Genomic DNA, 19474 nt, shown 5'->3' with positions numbered 1-19474 from the left:
AGACATGCGCATTGCTACCTGGAACGTGAACTCGATCACCGCGCGGCTGCCGCGCCTGCTGGCCTGGCTGGAGAGCAGCGGCACGGACGTGCTGTGCATCCAGGAGACCAAGTGCACGGCGGAGCAGTTCCCGGCCGACGCGCTGCGCGAGCTGGGCTACGAGTCGGCGGTCAACGCGGACGGCCGGTGGAACGGGGTGGCGCTGCTCTCCCGCGTCGGCCTGGAGGACGTCGTCAAGGGCCTGCCCGGCGACCCCGGTTACGAGGGCGTCCAGGAGCCCCGCGCGATCTCCGCGACCTGCGGCCCCGCCCGCGTCTGGTCGGTCTACGTGCCGAACGGGCGAGAGGTCGGCCACCCGCACTACGCGTACAAGCTCCAGTGGTTCGAGGCGCTGAAGGCCGCCGTCGCCGGGGACGCGGCGGGCGGCCGCCCCTTCGCCGTCCTGGGCGACTACAACGTGGCACCGACCGACGACGACGTCTGGGACATCTCCCTGTTCGAGGGCGCCACGCACGTCACCCCGGCCGAGCGCGACGCCCTCGCCGCGCTGCGCGAGACCGGCCTGAGCGATGTCGTGCCGCGCCCCCTCAAGTACGACCACCCCTTCACGTACTGGGACTACCGCCAGCTCGGCTTCCCGAAGAACCGCGGCATGCGCATCGACCTGGTCTACGGGAACGAGGCGTTCGCCGGGGCGGTCAAGGACGCCTACGTCGACCGCGAGGAGCGCAAGGGCAAGGGCGCCTCGGACCACGCCCCGGTCGTCGTCGACCTCGACCTGTAGCACCGCCGCCCGGGGAGCGCGGGTCAGGGTGCCAGCAGGCGCAGGTCCACCGACCGGGCCAGCGCCCGCAGGCCCGCGTCCCCAGGGTGCAGATGGTCCCCGCTGTCCAGTTCGGGCCGCAGCCGCGCCGGGTCCGCCGGGTCGCGCAGCACCGCGTCGAAGTCAAGGACGGCGTCGAAGCCCGAACCGGGGCCGCGCACAAAGGCGTTGACCGCCTCGCGCTCGCTGTCGGCGGCGGCCGTGCACAGCGCCTCGCCCGCGCATGGCGTGAGCGTCGCCCCGACCACCCGCAGCCCCCGCGCGTGCGCACGCGCCGCGATCTGCCGCAGCCCCGCGACGACCTCCCCGGCGGGCGCGCCCCAGCGCAGGTCGTTGATCCCCTGGAAGACGACCACCGTCCGCGCCGACGTCTGCGCGAACACGTCCCGGTCCAGGCGGTGCAGCGCGCTCACCCCGCCCGTGTCGGTGGAGACGCCGTCGCCCGGATAGCGGTCGCCCGCCACCTTGTTGGCCGAGATCCCCGCGTTCAGCACGCCGAGGCGCGGCACGCGGCGCTGGCCGAGCAGCCGCGCCGCGAGCACGTCCGGCCAGCGCCGGTTCGCGTCCTGCGTCGACTTGACGCCGTCGGTGATCGAGTCGCCGAGCAGCACCACCGACCCGGGCCCGCCGCCGACGTCCACCCCGGTCAGCAGCGGCCAGTACGCGAGGGTCGACGTATAGGCGGCGCCGCCCGCCTCCCCGGCGTGGTCGCCCGGCTCGCTCACGTACGAGCGTTGCAGGGCCTGGCTGTGCACGGGCGCGGCGGTCACCGGGCCCGGCAGATGGAAGCTGACGAGGAGGTCCGCTCCGGCCGGTACGGCGCAGTCCAGCGGATCGCTGAACGCCTGCGCCCCGGCCGCGATCCGCACCCCGCGCCCCCCGCCGAACGTGAGCGGCACCGGCCGGCCCCGCGCCCCCGCCCCCGCCTCCCGTACCGCGACCGTCGCACCGCCGAGCCGTACCGGCGCCGAGGCGAACGTGTTGTCCAGGCGCGCCCGGACGCGGGGGCCGCCCCGGCTGGTGCGCACGACGAGCCGCACGGTGCGGTCCGTCCAGGGGCCGACCGCCGCGTACCCGCCGCTGGACGCCGCCCACGTCCCCGACCAGCCCGCCGAGGAGGGCCGTACCGCGAGCGCGAACACGTGCAGTGCGCGCCCGCCGCCCGGCGCGTCCGGCAGTCGTACGGAGGTGACCTGCCGCCCCGCGCGCAGCGGCACCGTCACCGCGTACAGCCGTGTCCGCTCGGCGAGTTGGGCGTCCGGGGTGTTGCGGTGCGGCAGCGCGACGGCCTTCGTGGCGAGCGGGCCGGTGCGCCAGTCCGGCGCGGTCAGCGTGTACGAGGAGCGCGAGCCGTCCGCGTACGTCACCGAGCCGGTGCCCGAGGCGTCGCCGCCGGTGCCCGCGACGAGGAACGCGAGCGCGTCGCCGTGCCCGCGCAGCCGCACCCGCTGCCCGTCGGCCCGCACGTTGTCCGGGGCGCGGCCCGCCGTGCGCGGCCAGACGAAGCGGGCGCCCTCAACTGTCAGCGCACCGCCGGGAGTCCAGCCGGCCGCCGTCAGGTCGCGCGCCGACAGGGAGCCGCCCGCGCCGTCGAAGTCGGCGCCCGCGGGCGCGTCGTCGGCGCTGACCGCGCGGTTGTCGAACAGCCGCTCCAGCGGAAGCGGATGCGAATGCGGGGCCGGCAGCGGTCGCGCCGGTGCCGCGTGCGCGGCGGCGACGGGCGTGACCCCCGCGCAGAGCGTCATGGCGACAGCGGTCGCCCAGGTACGTCGGCGCACGGCCGGCTCCCTTCGTGGTGCGGCAGGTGGGACGGACGGGCCATGAACGTAGGAAGGGGCAGGGGACACGTCAATGACGCGTGGGGCGACACGGCGGGAAGTCGCCGTGAACACCCGTCCGCGCGCCTGTGGTGCACCCGGGGGGACGGATGCGACGCTGTCGGGATGAAGATCCCTTTCATGGGCAATCGGCCCAAGAGACAGGGCGGAGCGCAGGCACTCGCCGTGCGCGCCCCGCAGGACGCCGACGCCGAGGGCGTGGCCGAACTGCTGTCGGAATGTGAGCTGTTGCGCGCCCAGGCCGAGGACGCGGGCGTCGAACTCGACGACTCCGTACGGTCGTTGGAGGCCCTTGATCAGTTGGTGCCGCGCTGGCGGGAGGACGAGGAGACGCTGCTGTGGCTCGGCAACGACGCGGGCCTCTACCTCGGCACGGTCATGGTGCGCCGGGTGCGCGGCGCGACCTGGCTGATCCGGCCCGACGGCCGCCCGGTCGTCCTGCTCGCGTCCGGGCGCGAGGTGGACGTCGTGGCGGCGGGGCTTGAATGGGCGGCGAGCGGCGCTCCCGAACTCTCCCAGTTCTACGCGGAGGCCGCCGAGTCGTGAACGCCGCCGCCGGCATCCCCGTACCGAACGGCAGGTGAACCGGAAATACGGTTAATGCCCATAAGTGCGTGTCGTCTGTTAAGTCCCATATCTACGTGGATAGTTTGCGCGGACCGACACAGCCGGAAAGTGGGCAGGGACTGCCATGGCCGTCGATCCGTTGATCGAGCTGCGTGACGTGAACAAGTACTACGGTGAGCTGCATGTCCTCAAGGACATCGACCTCACCGTCGGCAAGGGGGAGGTGGTGGTGGTCATCGGCCCTTCGGGGTCGGGCAAATCGACGCTCTGCCGGACGATCAACCGGCTGGAGACCATCCAGTCCGGATCGATTCTGCTCGACGGGAAACCGCTGCCCGCCGAGGGCAAGGAACTCGCCCGGCTGCGCGCCGAGGTGGGCATGGTCTTCCAGTCCTTCAACCTCTTCGCCCACCGCACGGTCCTCCAGAACGTCTCGCTGGCCCAGGTCAAGGTCCGCAAGCGCAAGAAGGACGAGTCCGACGAGCGCTCCCGCGAACTCCTCGACCGCGTCGGACTCGCCGCCCACGCCGACAAGTTCCCCGCGCAGCTCTCCGGCGGCCAGCAGCAGCGCGTCGCCATCGCCCGCGCGCTCGCCATGGACCCCAAGGCCCTCCTGTTCGACGAGCCGACCTCCGCCCTCGACCCCGAGATGATCAACGAGGTCCTGGAGGTCATGCGGCAACTCGCCCACGACGGCATGACGATGGTCGTCGTCACCCACGAGATGGGCTTCGCCCGCACCGCCGCCGACCGCGTCGTCTTCATGGCGGACGGCAGGATCGTCGAGGACCGCGCGCCCGAGGACTTCTTCACCCGCCCCGAGAGCGAACGCGCCCGCGACTTCCTCTCCAAGATCCTCAAGCACTGAGCGGGGGAGTGCAGCACCACATGATCGCCAAGTCGCTGCGGCTGCTCGCCGCGCTCCTCGTGACGGCCCTCGCCGCCACCGCCTGCGGCAAGGAGGGCAGCCCGCCCGTCAAGGGGCCCTCGGCCGACCGGCTCCCCGACTACCGCGTCGACCGAGGGTTCTCCCTGCCCGCCTCGCCCACCTGGAAGAGCGCCCACGACCGGGGCTACTTCGTCGTCGGCGCCAAGGAGGACCAGCCCTACCTCGGCGAGAAGAACCCGGCCGACGGCGTCTACTCCGGGTTCGACATCGAGATCGCCAAGATGGTCTCCGCCTCCCTCGGCCTCGACCCGCACCGTATCCGCTTCCGCACCATCGCCTCCGCCAACCGCGAGACGGCGCTGCAGAACGGCCAGATCGACTACTACGTCGGCACCTACACCATCAACGACAACCGCAAGAAGCTCGTCGGCTTCGGCGGCCCCTACTACATGGCCGGTCAGGGCCTGCTCGTACGCCACGACGAGAAGGACATCCACGGGCCCGCCGACCTCGCCGGCAAGCGCGTCTGCTCCGCGTCGGGCTCGACCCCCTACCAGCGCATCCAGCAGGACTACCCGAAGGCCGATCTCGTCGCCTACGACACCTACTCCATCTGCGTCGACAACCTCCTGAGCTACCAGGTCGACGCCGTCACCACCGACGACGCCATCCTCCTCGGCTACGCGGCCAAGGTCCCCGACGAACTCAAGCTCGTCGGCAAGCCCTTCTCCAAGGAGCCGTACGGCATCGGCGTACCGAAGTCCGACAACGCGCTGCGGTTCGCCGTCGACGACGCCCTCAAGCAGCGCGAGGCCGACGGCGACTGGAAGAAGGCGTACGCGGCGACGCTCGGCCTGTCCGGCGTCCCGGCCCCCGCCCCGCCCGCCATCGACCGCTACCCGGCGAGCTGAGGAGGCGCACCGTGAACGTACTGACCGACAACCTCTCGACGTACGGCAAGGGCTTCCTCGGCACCGTGGAACTCACCGTCTACGCCTCGCTGCTCGCCCTCGTGCTCGGCTTCCTCATGGCGTCGTTCCGGGTGGCGCCCGTCGGCTCCTTCCGCGCCTTCGGCACCGCCTGGGTCACCGTCCTGCGCAACACACCGCTGACCCTGCTGTTCTTCGCGGTGCTGCTCGGGCTGCCGCGCTTCGGACTCGTCCTGCCGTTCAAGGTGTTCGCCGTGCTCGCGCTCGGCTGCTACACCTCGGCGTTCATCTGCGAGGCGCTGCGCGCGGGCATCAACACCGTGCCCAAGGGGCAGGGCGAGGCCGCCCGCACCCTCGGCATGACGTTCGGGCAGACCCTGACGACCGTCATCCTGCCGCAGGCGTTCCGGTCGGTGATTTCGCCGGTGGGCTCCACGCTCATCGCCCTCGCCAAGAACTCCGCCATCGCGGGCGCGTTCAGCGTGGTCGAACTGCTCGGCACGTACAAGACGCTCAGCGAACTCGGCTACAACATCGTCTGGACGTTCGTCTGGATCGCGCTCGGCTACCTCGTCATCACGCTTGCGATCAGCGCCCTGTTCACCTTCCTGGAGAAGCGCTGGGGAGTCGCCCGATGAAAGCCTTCGACCACAGCGCCACAGCGCTCTACGACGTCCCCGGACCGCGCACCGAACGCAGGCACCGCCTCTACGGCGTGCTCTCCACGCTCGCCGTCCTCGCCCTGGTCGGCTGGGTCGTGTATCTGCTGTTCGACACCGACCAGTTCACCTACACCAAGTGGATGCCCTTCGAGTACAAGGGCATCCAGGAACTGCTGCTGCGCGGGCTCGGCAACACGCTCAAGGCGTTCGCCCTCGCCGCCGTCCTCTCGCTGGTCCTCGGCACGCTCCTCGCCGTCGGCCGGCTCTCCGACCACCGGCCCGTGCGCTGGCTGGCCACCTTGTGCGTCGAGTTCTTCCGCGCCATGCCGGTCCTCGTGATGATCTTCTTCATCTACGTGGCCCTCAAGGTCGAGCCGCTGCCCGCGCTCGTCGCCGGTCTCACCCTCTACAACGGCTCGGTGCTCGCCGAGGTGTTCCGCTCCGGCGTCAACTCAGTGGAACGCGGGCAGCGCGAGGCCGCGTTCGCGCTCGGGATGCGCAAGACGCAGGTCATGACCCATGTGCTCGTCCCGCAGGCGGTACGGGCCATGCTGCCGGCCATCATCAGTCAACTGGTCGTCGCCCTCAAGGACACCTCGCTCGGCTTTCTCATCACCTACGAGGAGTTCCTCCACGCCGGGAAGCTCATCGCGTCGAACCTCGACTACGATTTGCCCTTCATCCCCGTGGTGATGGTGATCTCGCCGATCTACATCGGGATGTGCATGCTGCTGTCGTGGTTCGCCCAGTGGGTGTCCAAGCGCCAGCGGCGCAATCCCAAGACCGACGCCGCGGCAGTCGCCCCGGCCGAACCAGGGACGCTGCTGCCGGGGGTCCCTCCCGCTCCATGAGAGCGTGGGGGAGGCGGTAGCCACACAGAGCATGGGCCGCCACCGCCCTGCCACAGCCGGAGATCACTTCTCGCGTCCGCGGGGAGAAGGTCAGCTGTGCGCGTGACGGGCGGGGTGTGCCTGCTTGCCGAGGCCGAGCGGGCCCTTGTCGCACTCGTACGCGACAGGGGCACCGCTCTCCTTGGTTTCCGGGGGTGTGTACGGCCCTGTGCTCCCGACGACTCCGACTCCGACTACGTCTATTACTTATGTCTGCTACTTCCGTCTGCTATCAGGGCGCGCGGTGCGAGGTGCGGGCCGGGGCGGGGAGCGGCGCCTGCGCGGCCCGGGTCACGTCCGCGACCAGCTCCACGACGTCCGGCCCGTACGCGCCCGAGTTGACGACCTTCAGCAGCAGCACGAACGCGTTCCTGCCGTGCTTGCGCGCCAGGCGCTCGTGGTGGCGGGCCAGATAGCGGGTCGCCGCCTGGTTCGTGATCGGCAACTGCCCGCAGAAGAGGAACACCGGCCGCGCGTCCGGCACGTCCCCGGCCGTCAGCCTGGCCAGCAGCACGTACTCCGTGCGCCCCGGCTCAAGCCGGTAGCGCTCGGGGCCGATCTGGAACGCGCCCCGGTCCGGGCCCGGCTCGGCGTCGGTGTTGACCCGCACCCCGGGCAGCAGGCTCATCATGTGCGCCGCCATCCGCCGGTTGGAGGCGGGGCCGCCGACGCAGAACTCCGTGCGCTCGCCGAAGCCCTGGCGGGCCGTGTCGTGGGCGACGATCTGGGCGTGCGCCCCGCAGTCCTTGATGATCGCCGACAGTTCGAGGAGCGCGAACACGTCGTAGCGCTTGACGCTCAGCTCGGGGCCGCCCGCGTCCCGGTTGACCACGAGCAGCGACTCGGAGTTGTCGGGCAGCCCGAAGAACGCCTGCCGGCGCCGGAGCCTGCGCTTCCAGAGGTAGGTACGGCCGAGCCAGCCCAGCGCGGCGCTGATGCCCGCCGCTATGAGGCCGAGGACGATGTTGCGCACGTCGTCAGTCATGGGCGGGCACTTTAGCGGGCACGGCGCGCGGCGGCGCGCGGGGGACCGAGGGGGTCCTGACGGCGGGCGGAAGTCAAGTTACGCTGCGCGGACGGCTGTTGACCGGAGGTATCGATGAGACGTTCAGTCGGGCGGAATCTGTCGTTCTGCGCGGTCGCGGCGAGTGTGACGCTCGTCGCCGGGGCGGTGGCGCCGGCGTCCGCCGCCGGGTCCCCGGGCACCCCCGAGAAGGTCCCGCTCGCGGTGGGCAGGGGCGGCGCCGTCTCCAGCGTCGACGCGGACGCCTCCGCCGCCGGCATCGAGGTGCTGCGGAAGGGCGGCAACGCGGTGGACGCCGCCGTCGCCACGGCCGCCGCGCTCGGCGTCACCGAGCCGTACTCCGCCGGCGTCGGCGGGGGCGGCTACTTCGTCTACTACGACGCGAAGACCCGCAGCGTCCACACCATCGACGGCCGCGAGACCGCGCCGCGCACCGCGGGCTCCGACCTGTTCCTGGAGGACGGCAAGCCGCTGCCCTTCAACGACGCGGTCAACAGCGGCCTGAGTGTCGGCACCCCGGGCACGCCCGCGACCTGGCAGTCCGCGCTGGACGCGTGGGGCAGCAAGCCGCTGCACAGCGTCCTCGGGCCGGCGACCAGGCTGGCGCGGGACGGCTTCACGGTGGACGGCACGTTCCGCTCGCAGACCGCCGCGAACGAGGCCCGCTTCCGTAACTTCCCCGCGACGGCGAAGCTGTTCCTGCCCGGCGGGAAGCCGCCCGAGGTGGGCTCCACGTTCAAGAACCCCGACCTCGCCCGCACCTACGAGGAACTGGCCCGCGAGGGCGTCGGGGCGATGTACCGCGGGGACATCGGCGCCGACGTCGTACGGACCGTGAACGCGCCGCCCGTCGACCCCGCCTCGGGGTACCGGGCGCGGCGCGGGGACCTCTCCGCCAAGGACCTCGCGGGGTACGCGACGAAGTTCCGGGCGCCGACCCGGACCTCGTACCGGGGGCTCGGCGTGTACTCCATGGCGCCCTCGTCCTCCGGCGGCACGACGGTCGGCGAGGCGCTGAACATCCTGGAGCGCACCGACCTGTCGAAGGTCTCCCAGGAGCGCTATCTGCACCGCTTCATCGAGGCGAGCCGGATCGCGTTCGCGGACCGGGGGCGCTGGGTGGGCGACCCGGCGTTCGAGAACGTGCCCACGAAGGAGCTGCTGTCCCAGCGGTACGCGGACTCCCGCGCGTGCCTGATCAAGGACGACGCGGTGCTGACCAGTCCGCTCGCGCCCGGCGATCCCCGGCACCCCGGGGCGTGCGGCAAGGCCGGGGACAAGGCCGCGCCGACGACGTACGAGGGCGAGAACACCACGCATCTGACGGTCGCCGACAAGTGGGGCAACGTCGTCGCCTACACCCTGACCATCGAGTCGACCGGCGGCAGCGGGATCACCGTGCCGGGGCGCGGGTTCCTCCTCAACAACGAGCTGACCGACTTCTCGTTCGCGCCGGCGAGCCCGGGTGTGCACGACCCGAACCTGCCCGGGCCGGGGAAGCGGCCGCGGTCCTCGATCTCGCCGACCATCGTGCTCGACGGGCGGCAGCGGCCGGTCGTCGCGCTCGGGTCGCCGGGTGGGGCCACCATCATCACCACGGTGTTGCAGACGCTGACGGGGTTCCTCGATCGGGGGCTGCCGTTGGTCGACGCGATCGCCGCGCCTCGGGCCAGTCAGCGGAATGCCGCGCAGACGGAGCTTGAGCCTGGGTTGTACGACAGTGCTGTGCGGGGGCGGTTGGAGGCGCTCGGGCATTCCTTCAAATTGAACCCGGAGATCGGGGCGGCGACGGGGGTTCAGCGGTTGCCGGGTGGCGCGTGGCTCGCGGCGGCGGAAAAATCCCGCAGAGGCGGAGGCTCAGCCCAGGTAGTAACCCCGTCCCCCCACTAGGGAAGCGCCCGTCCAGTCCAGCCCCGCCAGGGGCGCGGGGAACTGCGCGCCCAGCCCCAACGCACCCGGCACCCTGGGGCGCCACCCCAGCCCCCGCTCCTCAATCGCCGGAGAGGCTGGGAGTTGGCGCTGAGGTCGACTCCTTAAGGGGCGCGGGGAACTGCGCGAGAAGCCCCACCGGGGCTGCACCCGAAGCACAACGATCACGCACCCGGCGCTGGGGTGCCGCCTTGCCCACCCTGCCGCCCCAGGCGGCAGACTGCCCAAGGCGGCGGGGCGGCTCCCCCAGGGCACCGGTGCTGGCAGCCCCGTCAGGGGCGCGGGGAACTGCGCGAGCGGCCACGACGCACCCGGCACCTTGGGGGTCAGGTCAGACGGACGTGAGTACTCGGGGCCCCGTAGAGGTGATCGCCACCGTGTGTTCCGCATGCGCCGCCCGCGACCCGTCCCCACTCCGCAGCGTCCACCCGTCCGCCGCCTCGTAGTACGCGTCACCCCCACCCGCGATCACCATCGGCTCGATGGCCAGCACCATGCCCGCCCGGAGCACCATCCCCCGCCCGGCGCGCCCCTCGTTCGGCACGGACGGGTCCTCGTGCATGTGGCGTCCGATGCCGTGCCCGCCGAAGTCCTGCGGCACCCCGTATCCGGCGGCCCGGCACACCGTGCCGACGGCGTGGGCGATGTCGCCGATGCGGTTGCCGGCGACGGCCGCCTCGATGCCCGCCGCGAGCGCCCGCTCCGCCGTCTCGATGAGCCGCGTGTCCTCGGCCCGCGCACGCCCGACCGTGAAGCTGATCGCGGAGTCACCCGCCCAGCCGTTCAGGAGCGCCCCGAAGTCCGCCGAGAGCAGGTCCCCGTCGCGCAGCCGGTAGCTGTTCGGTACGCCGTGCACGATCGCGTCGTTCACGGAGGTGCACAGCACCCCGGGGAAGGGCGTCGGCGCGAAGGAGGGCCGGTAGCCGAGGAAGGGGGAACCGGCGCCGGCGGCGCGCAGCACGTCGTGCGCGACCTCGTCCAGCTCCAGCAGGCTCACGCCCACGGCGGCGTGTTCCCGTACGGCGGCGAGGCCCTGGGCCACGACACGGCCCGCCTCCCGCATCGCGTCGATCGATGTGTCCGTCTTCAGTTCCACCATGCCAATAACTATACCGGTATTTAAATCCGGTACAAGAATGGGTGCCTCGGGTACCCTGAGGGCATGGTCCGTACCCCCTTGACCCCCGAAGAGCGCGAGCGCGGCGAGCGCCTCGGCAGGCTGCTGCGCGAGGCCCGCCAGGGCCGCAGCATGACCGAGGTGGCCGCCGCCGCGGGCGTCTCCGTCGAGACGCTGCGCAAGATCGAGACGGGCCGCGCCCCCACGCCCGCCTTCTTCACCGTCGCCGCAGTCGCGGGCGTCCTCGGTCTGTCGATGGACGAGCTGATCGTCCGCTGCGCCCTCGTCCCCGTCTGAGCCCTACGGGCTTGACGGGTCGTCAGCGCGGCGAGCGCCCCCTCACCCGCACGGGTGCCGAAACATGATCGTTCCAGCGGGTTGACGGCAATGGTCTTGGCAAGCCCCCCGGGTGGGCTTACGTTCGCCCTCTACGTCCCTCTACGGGCGTAGAGGAACAGGCGGAAGGAGCGGGCACGAGCCGCGCGAGGGGCGCCGCCCGCGACGACGACCGAGGAAGGGACCCGCTGCCGTGATGACCCCCGACCTGCACGCCCGCCACCGTGCCGTCCTGCCCGACTGGCTCGCCCTGTACTACGACCGGCCCATCGAGATCACGCACGGCGAGGGCCGCCACGTATGGGACGCCGAGGGCAACCGCTACCTCGACTTCTTCGGCGGCATCCTCACCACCATGACCGCGCACGCGCTGCCCGAGGTCACCAAGGCGGTCAGCGAGCAGGCCGCGCGCATCGTGCACTCCTCGACGCTCTACCTCAACCGGCCGATGATCGAGCTGGCCGAGCGGGTCACCCAGCTCTCCGGCATCCCCGACGCCCGCGTCTTCTTCACCACCTCCGGCACCGAGGCCAACGACGCGGCGCTGCTGCTCGCCACCGCGTACCGCCGCTCGAACCAGATCCTGGCGATGCGCAACAGCTACCACGGCCGTTCCTTCGCCACGGTCTCCATCACCGGCAACCGCGCCTGGTCGCCCACCAGCCTCTCCCCGCTCCAGACGCTCTACGTGCACGGCGGCGTCCGGGGCCGGGGGCCCTACGCCCACCTCGGCGACGCGGAGTTCATCGACGCCTGCGTCGCCGACCTGCGCGACATGCTCGGCCAGACCCGGGGCGACATCGCCGCGCTCATCGCCGAACCGGTGCAGGGCGTCGGCGGGTTCACCTCCCCGCCCGACGGCCTGTACGCCCGCTTCCGCGAGGTCCTCGCCGAGCGCGGCATCCTGTGGATCTCCGACGAGGTGCAGACCGGCTGGGGCCGCACCGGCGACCACTTCTGGGGCTGGCAGGCGCACGCCCGCTCGGGCCCGCCCGACATCGTCACCTTCGCCAAGGGCATCGGCAACGGCATGTCCATCGGCGGGGTCATCGCCCGCGCCGACATCATGAACACCCTCGACGCCAACTCCATCTCCACCTTCGGCGGTTCGCCCATCACCATGGCCGCCGGCCTCGCCAACCTCTCCCACCTGCTGGAACACGACCTCCAGGGCAACGCCCGCCGGGTCGGCGGCCTGCTCATCGAGCGGCTGCGCGCCATCGCCGCGACCGTCCCCGCCGTACGGGAGGTGCGCGGGCGCGGCCTGATGATCGGCGTCGAACTCACCCGCCCCGGCACCGACGAGGCCGACCCCGCCGCCGCGTCGGCCGTCCTGGAGTCCTGCCGCGCGGGCGGCCTGCTCGTCGGCAAGGGCGGCGGACACGACACCAGCGTCCTGCGCATCGCGCCGCCGCTGTCCCTGACCGTCGCCGAGGCCGAAGAAGGCGCCGCCGTCCTCGAACGGGCGCTGCGCGACCTGCCCTGAACCGCCTGGCCCCCGCCCGCCGTCACCCGAGACCCGCGCCGCACGGCGCTCATCCGCACGAGGGAGGCGCCGATGCCCGGTCGAGCGACCGGCGACGCACACGCCCTGTCCGTCCGCCAGATACTGGCCCTGGAGCGCATCGCCGCGGGCGAGCCCGAGGTCGTCGCGGGGGCCGACCAGCTCGACCGGCCGGTGCGCTGGGTGCACGTCGCCGAGGCCGCCGACGTCGGCGTCATGCTCAGCGGCGGCGAGATGGTCCTCACCACCGGCGTCCTGCTCGCCGGTGACGCGCACGGCCAGACCGAGTACATCAAGTCGCTGCACCGCGCCGAGGCCGCCGCCCTCGTGCTCGGCCTCGGCCGCGCCTTCCCCTCCCCGCCGCGCCCCATGCGCAGCGCCGCCGAACGCTACGGGCTGCCGATGGTGGTGCTGCACCGGCCGTTCCCGTTCGCGCAGCTCACCGAGGAGGTCCAATCACGCCTGGTGCGCCGCAAGTTCGCGGCGGTCAGTCTCTCCGAGGGCATCCGCACCGCGCTCACCGGACTGATCACGGCCGGCGCCCCGTTGCAGAGCCTGCTCGACGAGATCGCCGCGCACAGCGCCTGCCCTGTCGTCGTCACCAACCTCGCCCACCGCGTCCTCGCCACCGCAGGCGAACGGCCCGCCGTGGACGACGTGTTGCGCGACTGGGAGCGCATCGCTCGCCAGCCCGGGGGAGTGGACGGCGAGGGCTGGATCCGCGCCGAACTCGGCGGCCGCGGCGAACGCTGGGGCGCCGTCGTCCTGTGCGGCCACCGCGGCGACGCCGCCTCCGGGCGCCTCCTCGCCGACCGCGCCGCCGAGGCCCTCGTCCTGCACCGCATGCTCTCCGGCTCCGCCGCCACCTGGGAGGAGCAGTCCGCGCGGTGCCTGCTCGCCGACCTCGTCTCGGGCGCGGCCCCCGTACGCCACCTCCTGCCCCGCGCGCGGGCCGCCGGGCTGCCCGTCAACCGGCGCGCCTTCCTGCCGCTCGCCGTGCGCGACGCGACACCGGGCGAACTCGACCGCGTACTGCGCCTGTTGGGGCTGCAAGGGCTCGTGGCCGACCTCGCCGAGCACACCACCGCCGTCCTCCTCAGCCTCGCCCGCGACCAGGAACCCGCCGCCCTCGCCGCCCACTTCGCCGCCCGGCTGCGCGCCGAGACCGGCCGCCCCGCCGTCGTCGCAGCCGGACCGGACTGCCCCGCCTGGGACGAGGTGCCCGACGCGCTGCGCGAGGCCCTGCACGTCGCCGACGCCGTCGCGGGTGCCCCGCCCGACCTGCCGCCCGTCGTCCGCATCGGTGACGTACGGCTGCGCGGTCTCGTACGGCAGTTGCGGGACGATCCGCACGTACAGGCCTTCGCGGAACGGGAGTTGGCCGGGCTGCTGCACGCCGAAGAGGACCCGGGCGGGCTCCTCGCCGTGCTGCGCACCTACCTCGCCACCGGGCGCAACAAGTCCCGCACCGCCCAGCTCCACCATATGAGCCGGCCCGCCCTGTACCGCCGTATCGAAGCCATCGAGCAGCTCCTCGCCATCGACCTCGACGACTTCGAGCAGGCCGCGTCCCTGCACATCGCGCTGCTCGCGCACGACTGCCAGCACCGGACGTGACACCGTGCAACGCGGTGCGCCGCCGGACGTGACACGGTGCGACTCCTCGCGCCGCACCGCCCTTCCTATCGTCGTGGGCACACCGAGCGCCCCACCAAGCCGGAGGTCCTGAATGAGCCCTGTCATCCGCGCCGCGATCTTCCAGACCGGGTGGACCGGCGACAAGGAGTCCATGATCAAGGTGCATGAGCAGGCGGTGCGTGACGCCGCCGCCCAGGGCGCCCAGGTCCTGTGCTTCCAGGAGCTGTTCTACGGCCCCTACTTCTGCCAGGTGCAGGACCCGAAGTTCTACGAGTACGCCGAGGCGATCCCGGACGGCCCCATCGTGCGCCGCTTCCAGGACCTCGCCCGCGAGCACGGCATCGTCCTCGTCCTTCCCATGTACGAGGAGGAGCAGCCCGGCGTCCTCTACAACACCGCCGCCGTCATCGACGCCGACGGCAGCTACCTCGGCAAGTACCGCAAGACGCACATCCCGCAGGTCAAGGGGTTCTGGGAGAAGTTCTACTTCCGCCCGGGCAACTCCGGCTGGCCCGTCTTCGACACCGCCGTCGGCAAGATCGGCGTCTACATCTGCTACGACCGGCACTTCCCCGAGGGCTGGCGCGCCCTCGGCCTCGAAGGCGCCCAGATCGTCTTCAACCCCTCCGCCACCAGCCGCGGCCTGTCCCGCTACCTGTGGCAGCTTGAGCAGCCGGCCGCCGCCGTCGCCAACGAGTACTTCGTCGGCGCCATCAACCGCGTCGGCGTCGAGGAGTACGGGGACAACGACTTCTACGGCACCTCCTACTTCGCCGACCCCGAGGGCCAGTTCGTCGGCGAGGTCGCCGACGACAAGGCGCCCGAACTCGTCGTGCGCGACCTCGACATGGCGAAGCTGCGCGAGGTCCGCGACCGCTGGCAGTTCTACCGCGACCGCGCCCCGCAGGCGTACGGGCCGCTGACCCGCCCGTAAGCCCGTAAGCGCGTGAGCCCGCAAGCCCGAACCCCCGTAAGGGCGAAAGGGCGTAGGCCCGAGGGCCCGCGCGTCATGTGAGTCCGTACTGCCCGAGGAGGAGAGCATGAGCGCCGTCCGTACCGTCGTCCGCGGCGGACTGGTCGTCACCGCCGCCGACGAGATGCACGCCGATGTCCTCATCGAGGACGGCCGGGTCGTCGCCCTCGCGGCGACCGGCAGCGACACCGCCGCGTCCTGGACGGACGCGCGGGTCATCGACGCCGCCCACAAGTACGTCATCCCGGGCGGCGTCGACGCCCACACCCACATGGAGATGCCGTTCGGCGGGACCTTCGCCGCCGACACCTTCGAGACCGGCACCCGCGCCGCCGCCTGGGGCGGCACCACCACCATCGTCGACTTCGCCATCCAGACCGTCGGCAGCACCCTGCGCGAAGGGCTCGACGCCTGGCACGCCAAGGCCGACGGGCAGTGCGCCGTCGACTACGGCTTCCACATGATCGTCTCGGACGTCAACGACGAGACGCTGAAGGAGATGGACCTGCTGGTCGGCGAGGGCGTCACCTCGTTCAAGCAGTTCATGGCCTACCCCGGCGTCTTCTACTCCGACGACGGCCAGATCCTGCGCGCGATGCAGCGCGCCGCCGACAACGGCGGCCTGATCATGATGCACGCGGAGAACGGCATCGCCATCGACGTCCTCGTCGAACAGGCCCTGGCCCGCGGCGAGACCGACCCCCGCTACCACGGCGAGGTCCGCAAGGCGCTCCTGGAGTCCGAGGCCACGCACCGCGCGATCAAGCTCGCCCAGGTCGCCGGCGCCCCCCTCTACGTCGTCCACGTCTCCGCGCAGGAAGCCGTCGCCGAACTCGCCCGCGCCCGCGACGAGGGCCTGCCCGTCTTCGGCGAGACCTGCCCGCAGTACCTCTTCCTGTCCACCGACAACCTCGCCGAGCCCGGCTTCGAGGGCGCCAAGTACGTGTGCAGCACCCCGCTGCGCCCCCGCGAGCACCAGGCGGCGCTGTGGCGGGCCCTGCGCACGAACGACCTCCAGGTCGTCTCCACCGACCACTGCCCCTTCTGCTTCGCTGGCCAGAAGGAGCTGGGCCGCGGCGACTTCTCCAAGATCCCCAACGGGATGCCCGGCGTCGAGAACCGCATGGACCTGCTCCACCAGGCCGTCGTCGACGGGCACATCTCCCGGCGCCGCTGGATCGACATCGCCTGCGCGAGCCCGGCCCGCATGTTCGGCCTCTACCCGAAGAAGGGCACCATCGCGCCCGGCGCCGACGCCGACCTCGTCATCTACGACCCGCACGCCGAGCAGACGATCTCCGCCGCCACCCACCACATGAACGTCGACTACTCGGCGTACGAGGGCAAGCGGCTGACCGGACGCGTGGAGACCGTGCTCTCGCGCGGCGAACTCGTCATCACCGACCGGGAGTTCACCGGACGCGCCGGGCACGGCAGTTACACCCCGCGCGGCATCTGCCAGAACCTGAACTGACGAAAGAGCGAGGGACCCACATGGACTTCGGGCTCGTCCTGCAGACCGACCCGCCCGCCTCCGGCGTCGTGGAGCTGATGAAGCGCGCCGAGAGCGCCGGCTTCAGCCACGGCTGGACCTTCGACTCGTGCGTGCTGTGGCAGGAGCCGTTCGTCATCTACAGCCGCATTCTCGCCGAGACCGAACGGCTCGTCGTCGGCCCCATGGTCACCAACCCCGGCACCCGCACCTGGGAGGTGACCGCCTCCACCTTCGCCACCCTCAACGACATGTACGGCAACCGCACGATCTGCGGCATCGGACGCGGCGACTCCGCGATGCGCGTGGCGGGCCGCGCGCCCAACACGCTCGCCCGGATCAGCGACGCCATGAAGGTGATCCGCGCCCTCGGCCGGGGCGAGGAGGCCGACCTCGGCGGCGGCAGCGTCGTGCGCTTCCCCTGGGTGCGCCCGGGCGCCGAACTGCCCGTGTGGATGGCCGCGTACGGGCCGAAGGCGCTGAAGATGACCGGCGAGGAGGCCGACGGCTTCATCCTCCAGCTCGCCGACCCCTTCCTCACCGAGTGGATGGTCAAGGCCGTACGGGACGCCGCCGTCGCCGCCGGCCGCGCCCCCGAGGACGTACGGATCTGCGTCGCCGCCCCCGCCTACGTCACCGACGACGACTCGCCGGCCGCGCTCGCCCACGCCCGCGAGCAGTGCCGCTGGTTCGGCGGGATGGTCGGCAACCACGTCGCGGACCTCGTCGCCAAGTACGGCGAGCACTCCGGGATGGTGCCGGACGAGCTGACCGAGTACATCAAGGCCCGCGAGGGCTACGACTACGCCCACCACGGCCGCTCCGGCAACCCCGACACCGCGTTCGTGCCCGACGAGATCGTCGACCGGTTCTGCCTGATCGGGCCCGCCGAGGCGCAGGTGGAGAAGCTGCGCGCGCTGCGCGACCTGGGCGTCGACCAGTTCGCGCTGTACGCGATGCACGACGCGAAGGAAGCGGTGATCGACCGGTACGGCCGCGACGTCATCCCCGCGCTCACCCCCGCATGAGCCCCGGCTTAGGGCCCGCGGCCCCGTTCGCCCCCACGCCCGTGCCGGTGCGGCCTCCCGCACCGGCACTCCCACCCGTACGACAGGCACCACCAGTGATCCCGTACGCGACACCCGCACCCGCCACGGCAGTTCGTGGCACGCGCACGCTCAGCCGTGCACCCCGTCCTCCTCCGTCCTGCGCAGAACGGACCGCCCATGACCGACACCGCCCCACCACCGCCCGCCGCGGTCGACCTGACCGCCGACACCTTCCCCGCCGATAGCCGCTACGCCAACGAGGACCTGCGGCCGGTGCCGCTCGCCGAGCGCCGCTGGACCACGTACAACTTCGTGGCCCTGTGGATCGGGATGGCGCACTGCATCCCCTCGTGGACGCTCGCCTCCGGGCTCGTCGCCCTCGGCATGGACTGGAAGCAGGCGGTCCTCACGATCGCGCTGGCCAACGTCATCGTGCTGCTGCCGATGCTGCTGACCGGGCACGCGGGACCCAAGTACGGCATACCCTTCCCCGTCCTCGCCCGCGCCTCGTTCGGGGTGCGCGGCGCCAATCTGCCGGCGATGGTGCGGGCCGCCGTCGCCTGCTGCTGGTTCGGCATCCAGACCTGGATCGGCGGCCAGGGCGTCTTCGTCCTGCTCGGCAAGATCTTCGGCGGCTGGGCCGACGCGGGCCGGATCGGCGGCTATCCGTGGACGCTGTGGCTCTGCTTCGTCATCTTCTGGGCGCTCGAACTCGCCATCATCTACCGGGGGATGGACACCCTGCGCCGCTTCGAGAACTGGGCGGCGCCCTTCGTCCTCGTCGGCGCGGCCGTGCTCCTCGTGTGGATCGCGAACAAGGCGGGCGGCTTCGGTCCCCTGCTGCACGAACCGTCCAAGGTCGGCTGGGGCGCCGACTTCTGGAAGGTGTTCTTCCCCGGACTCATGGGCATGATCGGCTTCTGGTCGACGCTGTCGCTGAACATCCCCGACTTCACCCGCTTCGGCAAGGGCCAGAAGGCGCAGATCTGGGGCCAGACCCTCGGCCTGCCCACGACCATGACCCTCTTCGCGCTGATGTCGGTCCTCGTGACGGCCGGCTCGGAGAAGGTGTACGGCGTCGCCATCTGGGACCCGGTCGCGCTCGCCGGCAAGACCGACAATGTCTTCGGCCTGCTGTTCGCGCTGGTCACGGTGTTCGTGGCGACGATCTCCGTCAACATCGCGGCGAACGTGGTCTCACCCGCGTACGACCTGGCGAACCTCGCGCCGAAGCTCATCAGCTTCCGCACCGGGGCGCTCATCACCGGCGTCGTCGGCGTGCTCGTGATGCCGTGGAAGCTGACCTCCACGCCCGAGCTGTACATCTTCACCTGGCTCGGGGTGGTCGGCGGGCTGCTCGGCACGGTCGCCGGCATCCTCATCGCCGACTACTGGATCGTGCGCAGGACCGTGCTGCACCTGAGCGACCTGTATCTGGAGGGCGGCCGGTACTGGTACCGGGGCGGGTGGAACTGGCGGGCCGTCGCCGCGTTCGTCATCGGCGGGGTGCTCGCGGTCGGCGGCTCGTACTCGACGCTCGACGCCGAGGGGGACAAGGCCGGGCCGTTCCCGCTCGACGGCCTGATCCCGTTCCTCAAGCCGCTCGCCGACTACGGCTGGGCCGTCGGCCTCGCCGCCTCGCTCCTCGCCTACCTGGCCCTCGGCGCGGGCTCCCGCGGCCGCGTCTGACCCGCCGCCGCGTCCGGCCCCGGCCCCGCGCCGACCCGCGTACGCCACCGCCCGCCGGCCCCCGGCGGGCGGTGGCGGGCGGTGGCGTACGCGGATGCCGCACGAGCACGGGTCGCGGATGCCTC

General features: G+C 71.9%; 17 protein-coding genes. 14 read left to right on the top strand and 3 right to left on the bottom strand.

Annotated features, from left to right (window positions below; all coding sequences use genetic code 11):
• The first annotated feature begins 4 nt into the window (after positions 1-4).
• Positions 5-784 (top strand): exodeoxyribonuclease III, encoded by a 780-nt coding sequence (locus tag ACZ7LY_RS28490; protein WP_471627598.1) that lies wholly within the window; start codon positions 5-7, stop codon positions 782-784.
• A 23-nt stretch (positions 785-807) separates the two neighbouring features.
• Here ACZ7LY_RS28490 and ACZ7LY_RS28485 read toward each other — a convergent pair whose 3' ends face one another.
• Complete coding sequence (locus tag ACZ7LY_RS28485) at positions 808-2568, bottom strand: SGNH/GDSL hydrolase family protein (protein ID WP_471627614.1); 1761 nt, start codon at positions 2566-2568, stop codon at positions 808-810.
• A 198-nt stretch (positions 2569-2766) separates the two neighbouring features.
• On the opposite strand from ACZ7LY_RS28485, the gene ACZ7LY_RS28480 reads away from it, so the two are divergent.
• From ACZ7LY_RS28480 to ACZ7LY_RS28460, 5 genes are all read left to right on the top strand, one after another.
• The gene (locus tag ACZ7LY_RS28480) at positions 2767-3207 is read left to right on the top strand and encodes a DUF6278 family protein (RefSeq protein WP_471627597.1); all 441 of its coding nucleotides are present in this window, start codon (positions 2767-2769) and stop codon (positions 3205-3207) included.
• Positions 3208-3352: 145 nt separating this feature from the next.
• On the top strand, positions 3353-4096 hold the full coding sequence (locus ACZ7LY_RS28475) for an amino acid ABC transporter ATP-binding protein (RefSeq protein WP_471627596.1): 744 nt from the start codon (positions 3353-3355) through the stop codon (positions 4094-4096).
• A gap of 20 nt (positions 4097-4116) precedes the next feature.
• The gene (locus tag ACZ7LY_RS28470; RefSeq protein ID WP_471627595.1) at positions 4117-5028 is read left to right on the top strand and encodes a glutamate ABC transporter substrate-binding protein; all 912 of its coding nucleotides are present in this window, start codon (positions 4117-4119) and stop codon (positions 5026-5028) included.
• Between the two features lie 11 nt (positions 5029-5039).
• A complete protein-coding gene (locus ACZ7LY_RS28465; RefSeq protein WP_471627594.1) occupies positions 5040-5684 on the top strand; it encodes an amino acid ABC transporter permease in 645 nt (214 codons plus the stop codon).
• A complete protein-coding gene (locus ACZ7LY_RS28460; protein ID WP_471627593.1) occupies positions 5681-6559 on the top strand; it encodes an amino acid ABC transporter permease in 879 nt (292 codons plus the stop codon). Before ACZ7LY_RS28465 ends, ACZ7LY_RS28460 begins: the two co-directional genes overlap by 4 nt.
• A 271-nt stretch (positions 6560-6830) precedes the next feature.
• Here the strand turns inward: ACZ7LY_RS28460 and ACZ7LY_RS28455 are convergent, their stop codons facing one another.
• Complete coding sequence (locus ACZ7LY_RS28455; protein WP_471627592.1) at positions 6831-7583, bottom strand: hypothetical protein; 753 nt, start codon at positions 7581-7583, stop codon at positions 6831-6833.
• Between the two features lie 114 nt (positions 7584-7697).
• Here ACZ7LY_RS28455 and ggt point away from each other — a divergent pair, with 114 nt between their 5' ends.
• On the top strand, positions 7698-9512 hold the full coding sequence (gene ggt / locus ACZ7LY_RS28450; protein ID WP_471627591.1) for a gamma-glutamyltransferase: 1815 nt from the start codon (positions 7698-7700) through the stop codon (positions 9510-9512).
• Between the two features lie 370 nt (positions 9513-9882).
• On the opposite strand, the gene map is transcribed toward ggt, so the two are convergent.
• Positions 9883-10650: a type I methionyl aminopeptidase gene (map, locus tag ACZ7LY_RS28445; RefSeq protein ID WP_471627590.1), complete on the bottom strand. Its 768-nt coding sequence runs from the start codon at positions 10648-10650 to the stop codon at positions 9883-9885.
• 63 nt (positions 10651-10713) lie between these two features.
• Here map and ACZ7LY_RS28440 point away from each other — a divergent pair, with 63 nt between their 5' ends.
• The 7 genes from ACZ7LY_RS28440 (at position 10714) to ACZ7LY_RS28410 (ending at position 19349) form a co-directional block, all read left to right on the top strand.
• On the top strand, positions 10714-10965 hold the full coding sequence (locus ACZ7LY_RS28440) for a helix-turn-helix domain-containing protein (RefSeq protein ID WP_471627589.1): 252 nt from the start codon (positions 10714-10716) through the stop codon (positions 10963-10965).
• Between the two features lie 235 nt (positions 10966-11200).
• The gene (locus ACZ7LY_RS28435) at positions 11201-12490 is read left to right on the top strand and encodes an aspartate aminotransferase family protein (protein ID WP_471627613.1); all 1290 of its coding nucleotides are present in this window, start codon (positions 11201-11203) and stop codon (positions 12488-12490) included.
• Positions 12491-12562: 72 nt separating this feature from the next.
• Positions 12563-14125 carry a PucR family transcriptional regulator gene (locus ACZ7LY_RS28430; RefSeq protein ID WP_471627588.1) on the top strand — a complete coding sequence of 521 codons (1563 nt, stop codon included), beginning with the start codon at positions 12563-12565 and terminating at the stop codon, positions 14123-14125.
• Between the two features lie 112 nt (positions 14126-14237).
• Positions 14238-15080 (top strand): nitrilase-related carbon-nitrogen hydrolase, encoded by an 843-nt coding sequence (locus ACZ7LY_RS28425; protein WP_471627587.1) that lies wholly within the window; start codon positions 14238-14240, stop codon positions 15078-15080.
• 106 nt (positions 15081-15186) lie between these two features.
• Entirely contained in the window at positions 15187-16593 is a 1407-nt protein-coding gene (hydA, locus tag ACZ7LY_RS28420; RefSeq protein ID WP_471627586.1) for a dihydropyrimidinase, read from the top strand.
• 20 nt (positions 16594-16613) lie between these two features.
• A complete protein-coding gene (locus ACZ7LY_RS28415; protein WP_471627585.1) occupies positions 16614-17639 on the top strand; it encodes a TIGR03842 family LLM class F420-dependent oxidoreductase in 1026 nt (341 codons plus the stop codon).
• A 198-nt stretch (positions 17640-17837) separates the two neighbouring features.
• A complete protein-coding gene (locus tag ACZ7LY_RS28410; protein ID WP_471627584.1) occupies positions 17838-19349 on the top strand; it encodes an NCS1 family nucleobase:cation symporter-1 in 1512 nt (503 codons plus the stop codon).
• The last annotated feature ends 125 nt before the right edge of the window (positions 19350-19474 follow it).

The sequence above is a fragment of the Streptomyces sp. NPDC107550 genome (assembly GCF_055639095.1).
This window is presented reverse-complemented; position numbering and strand designations above follow the sequence as displayed.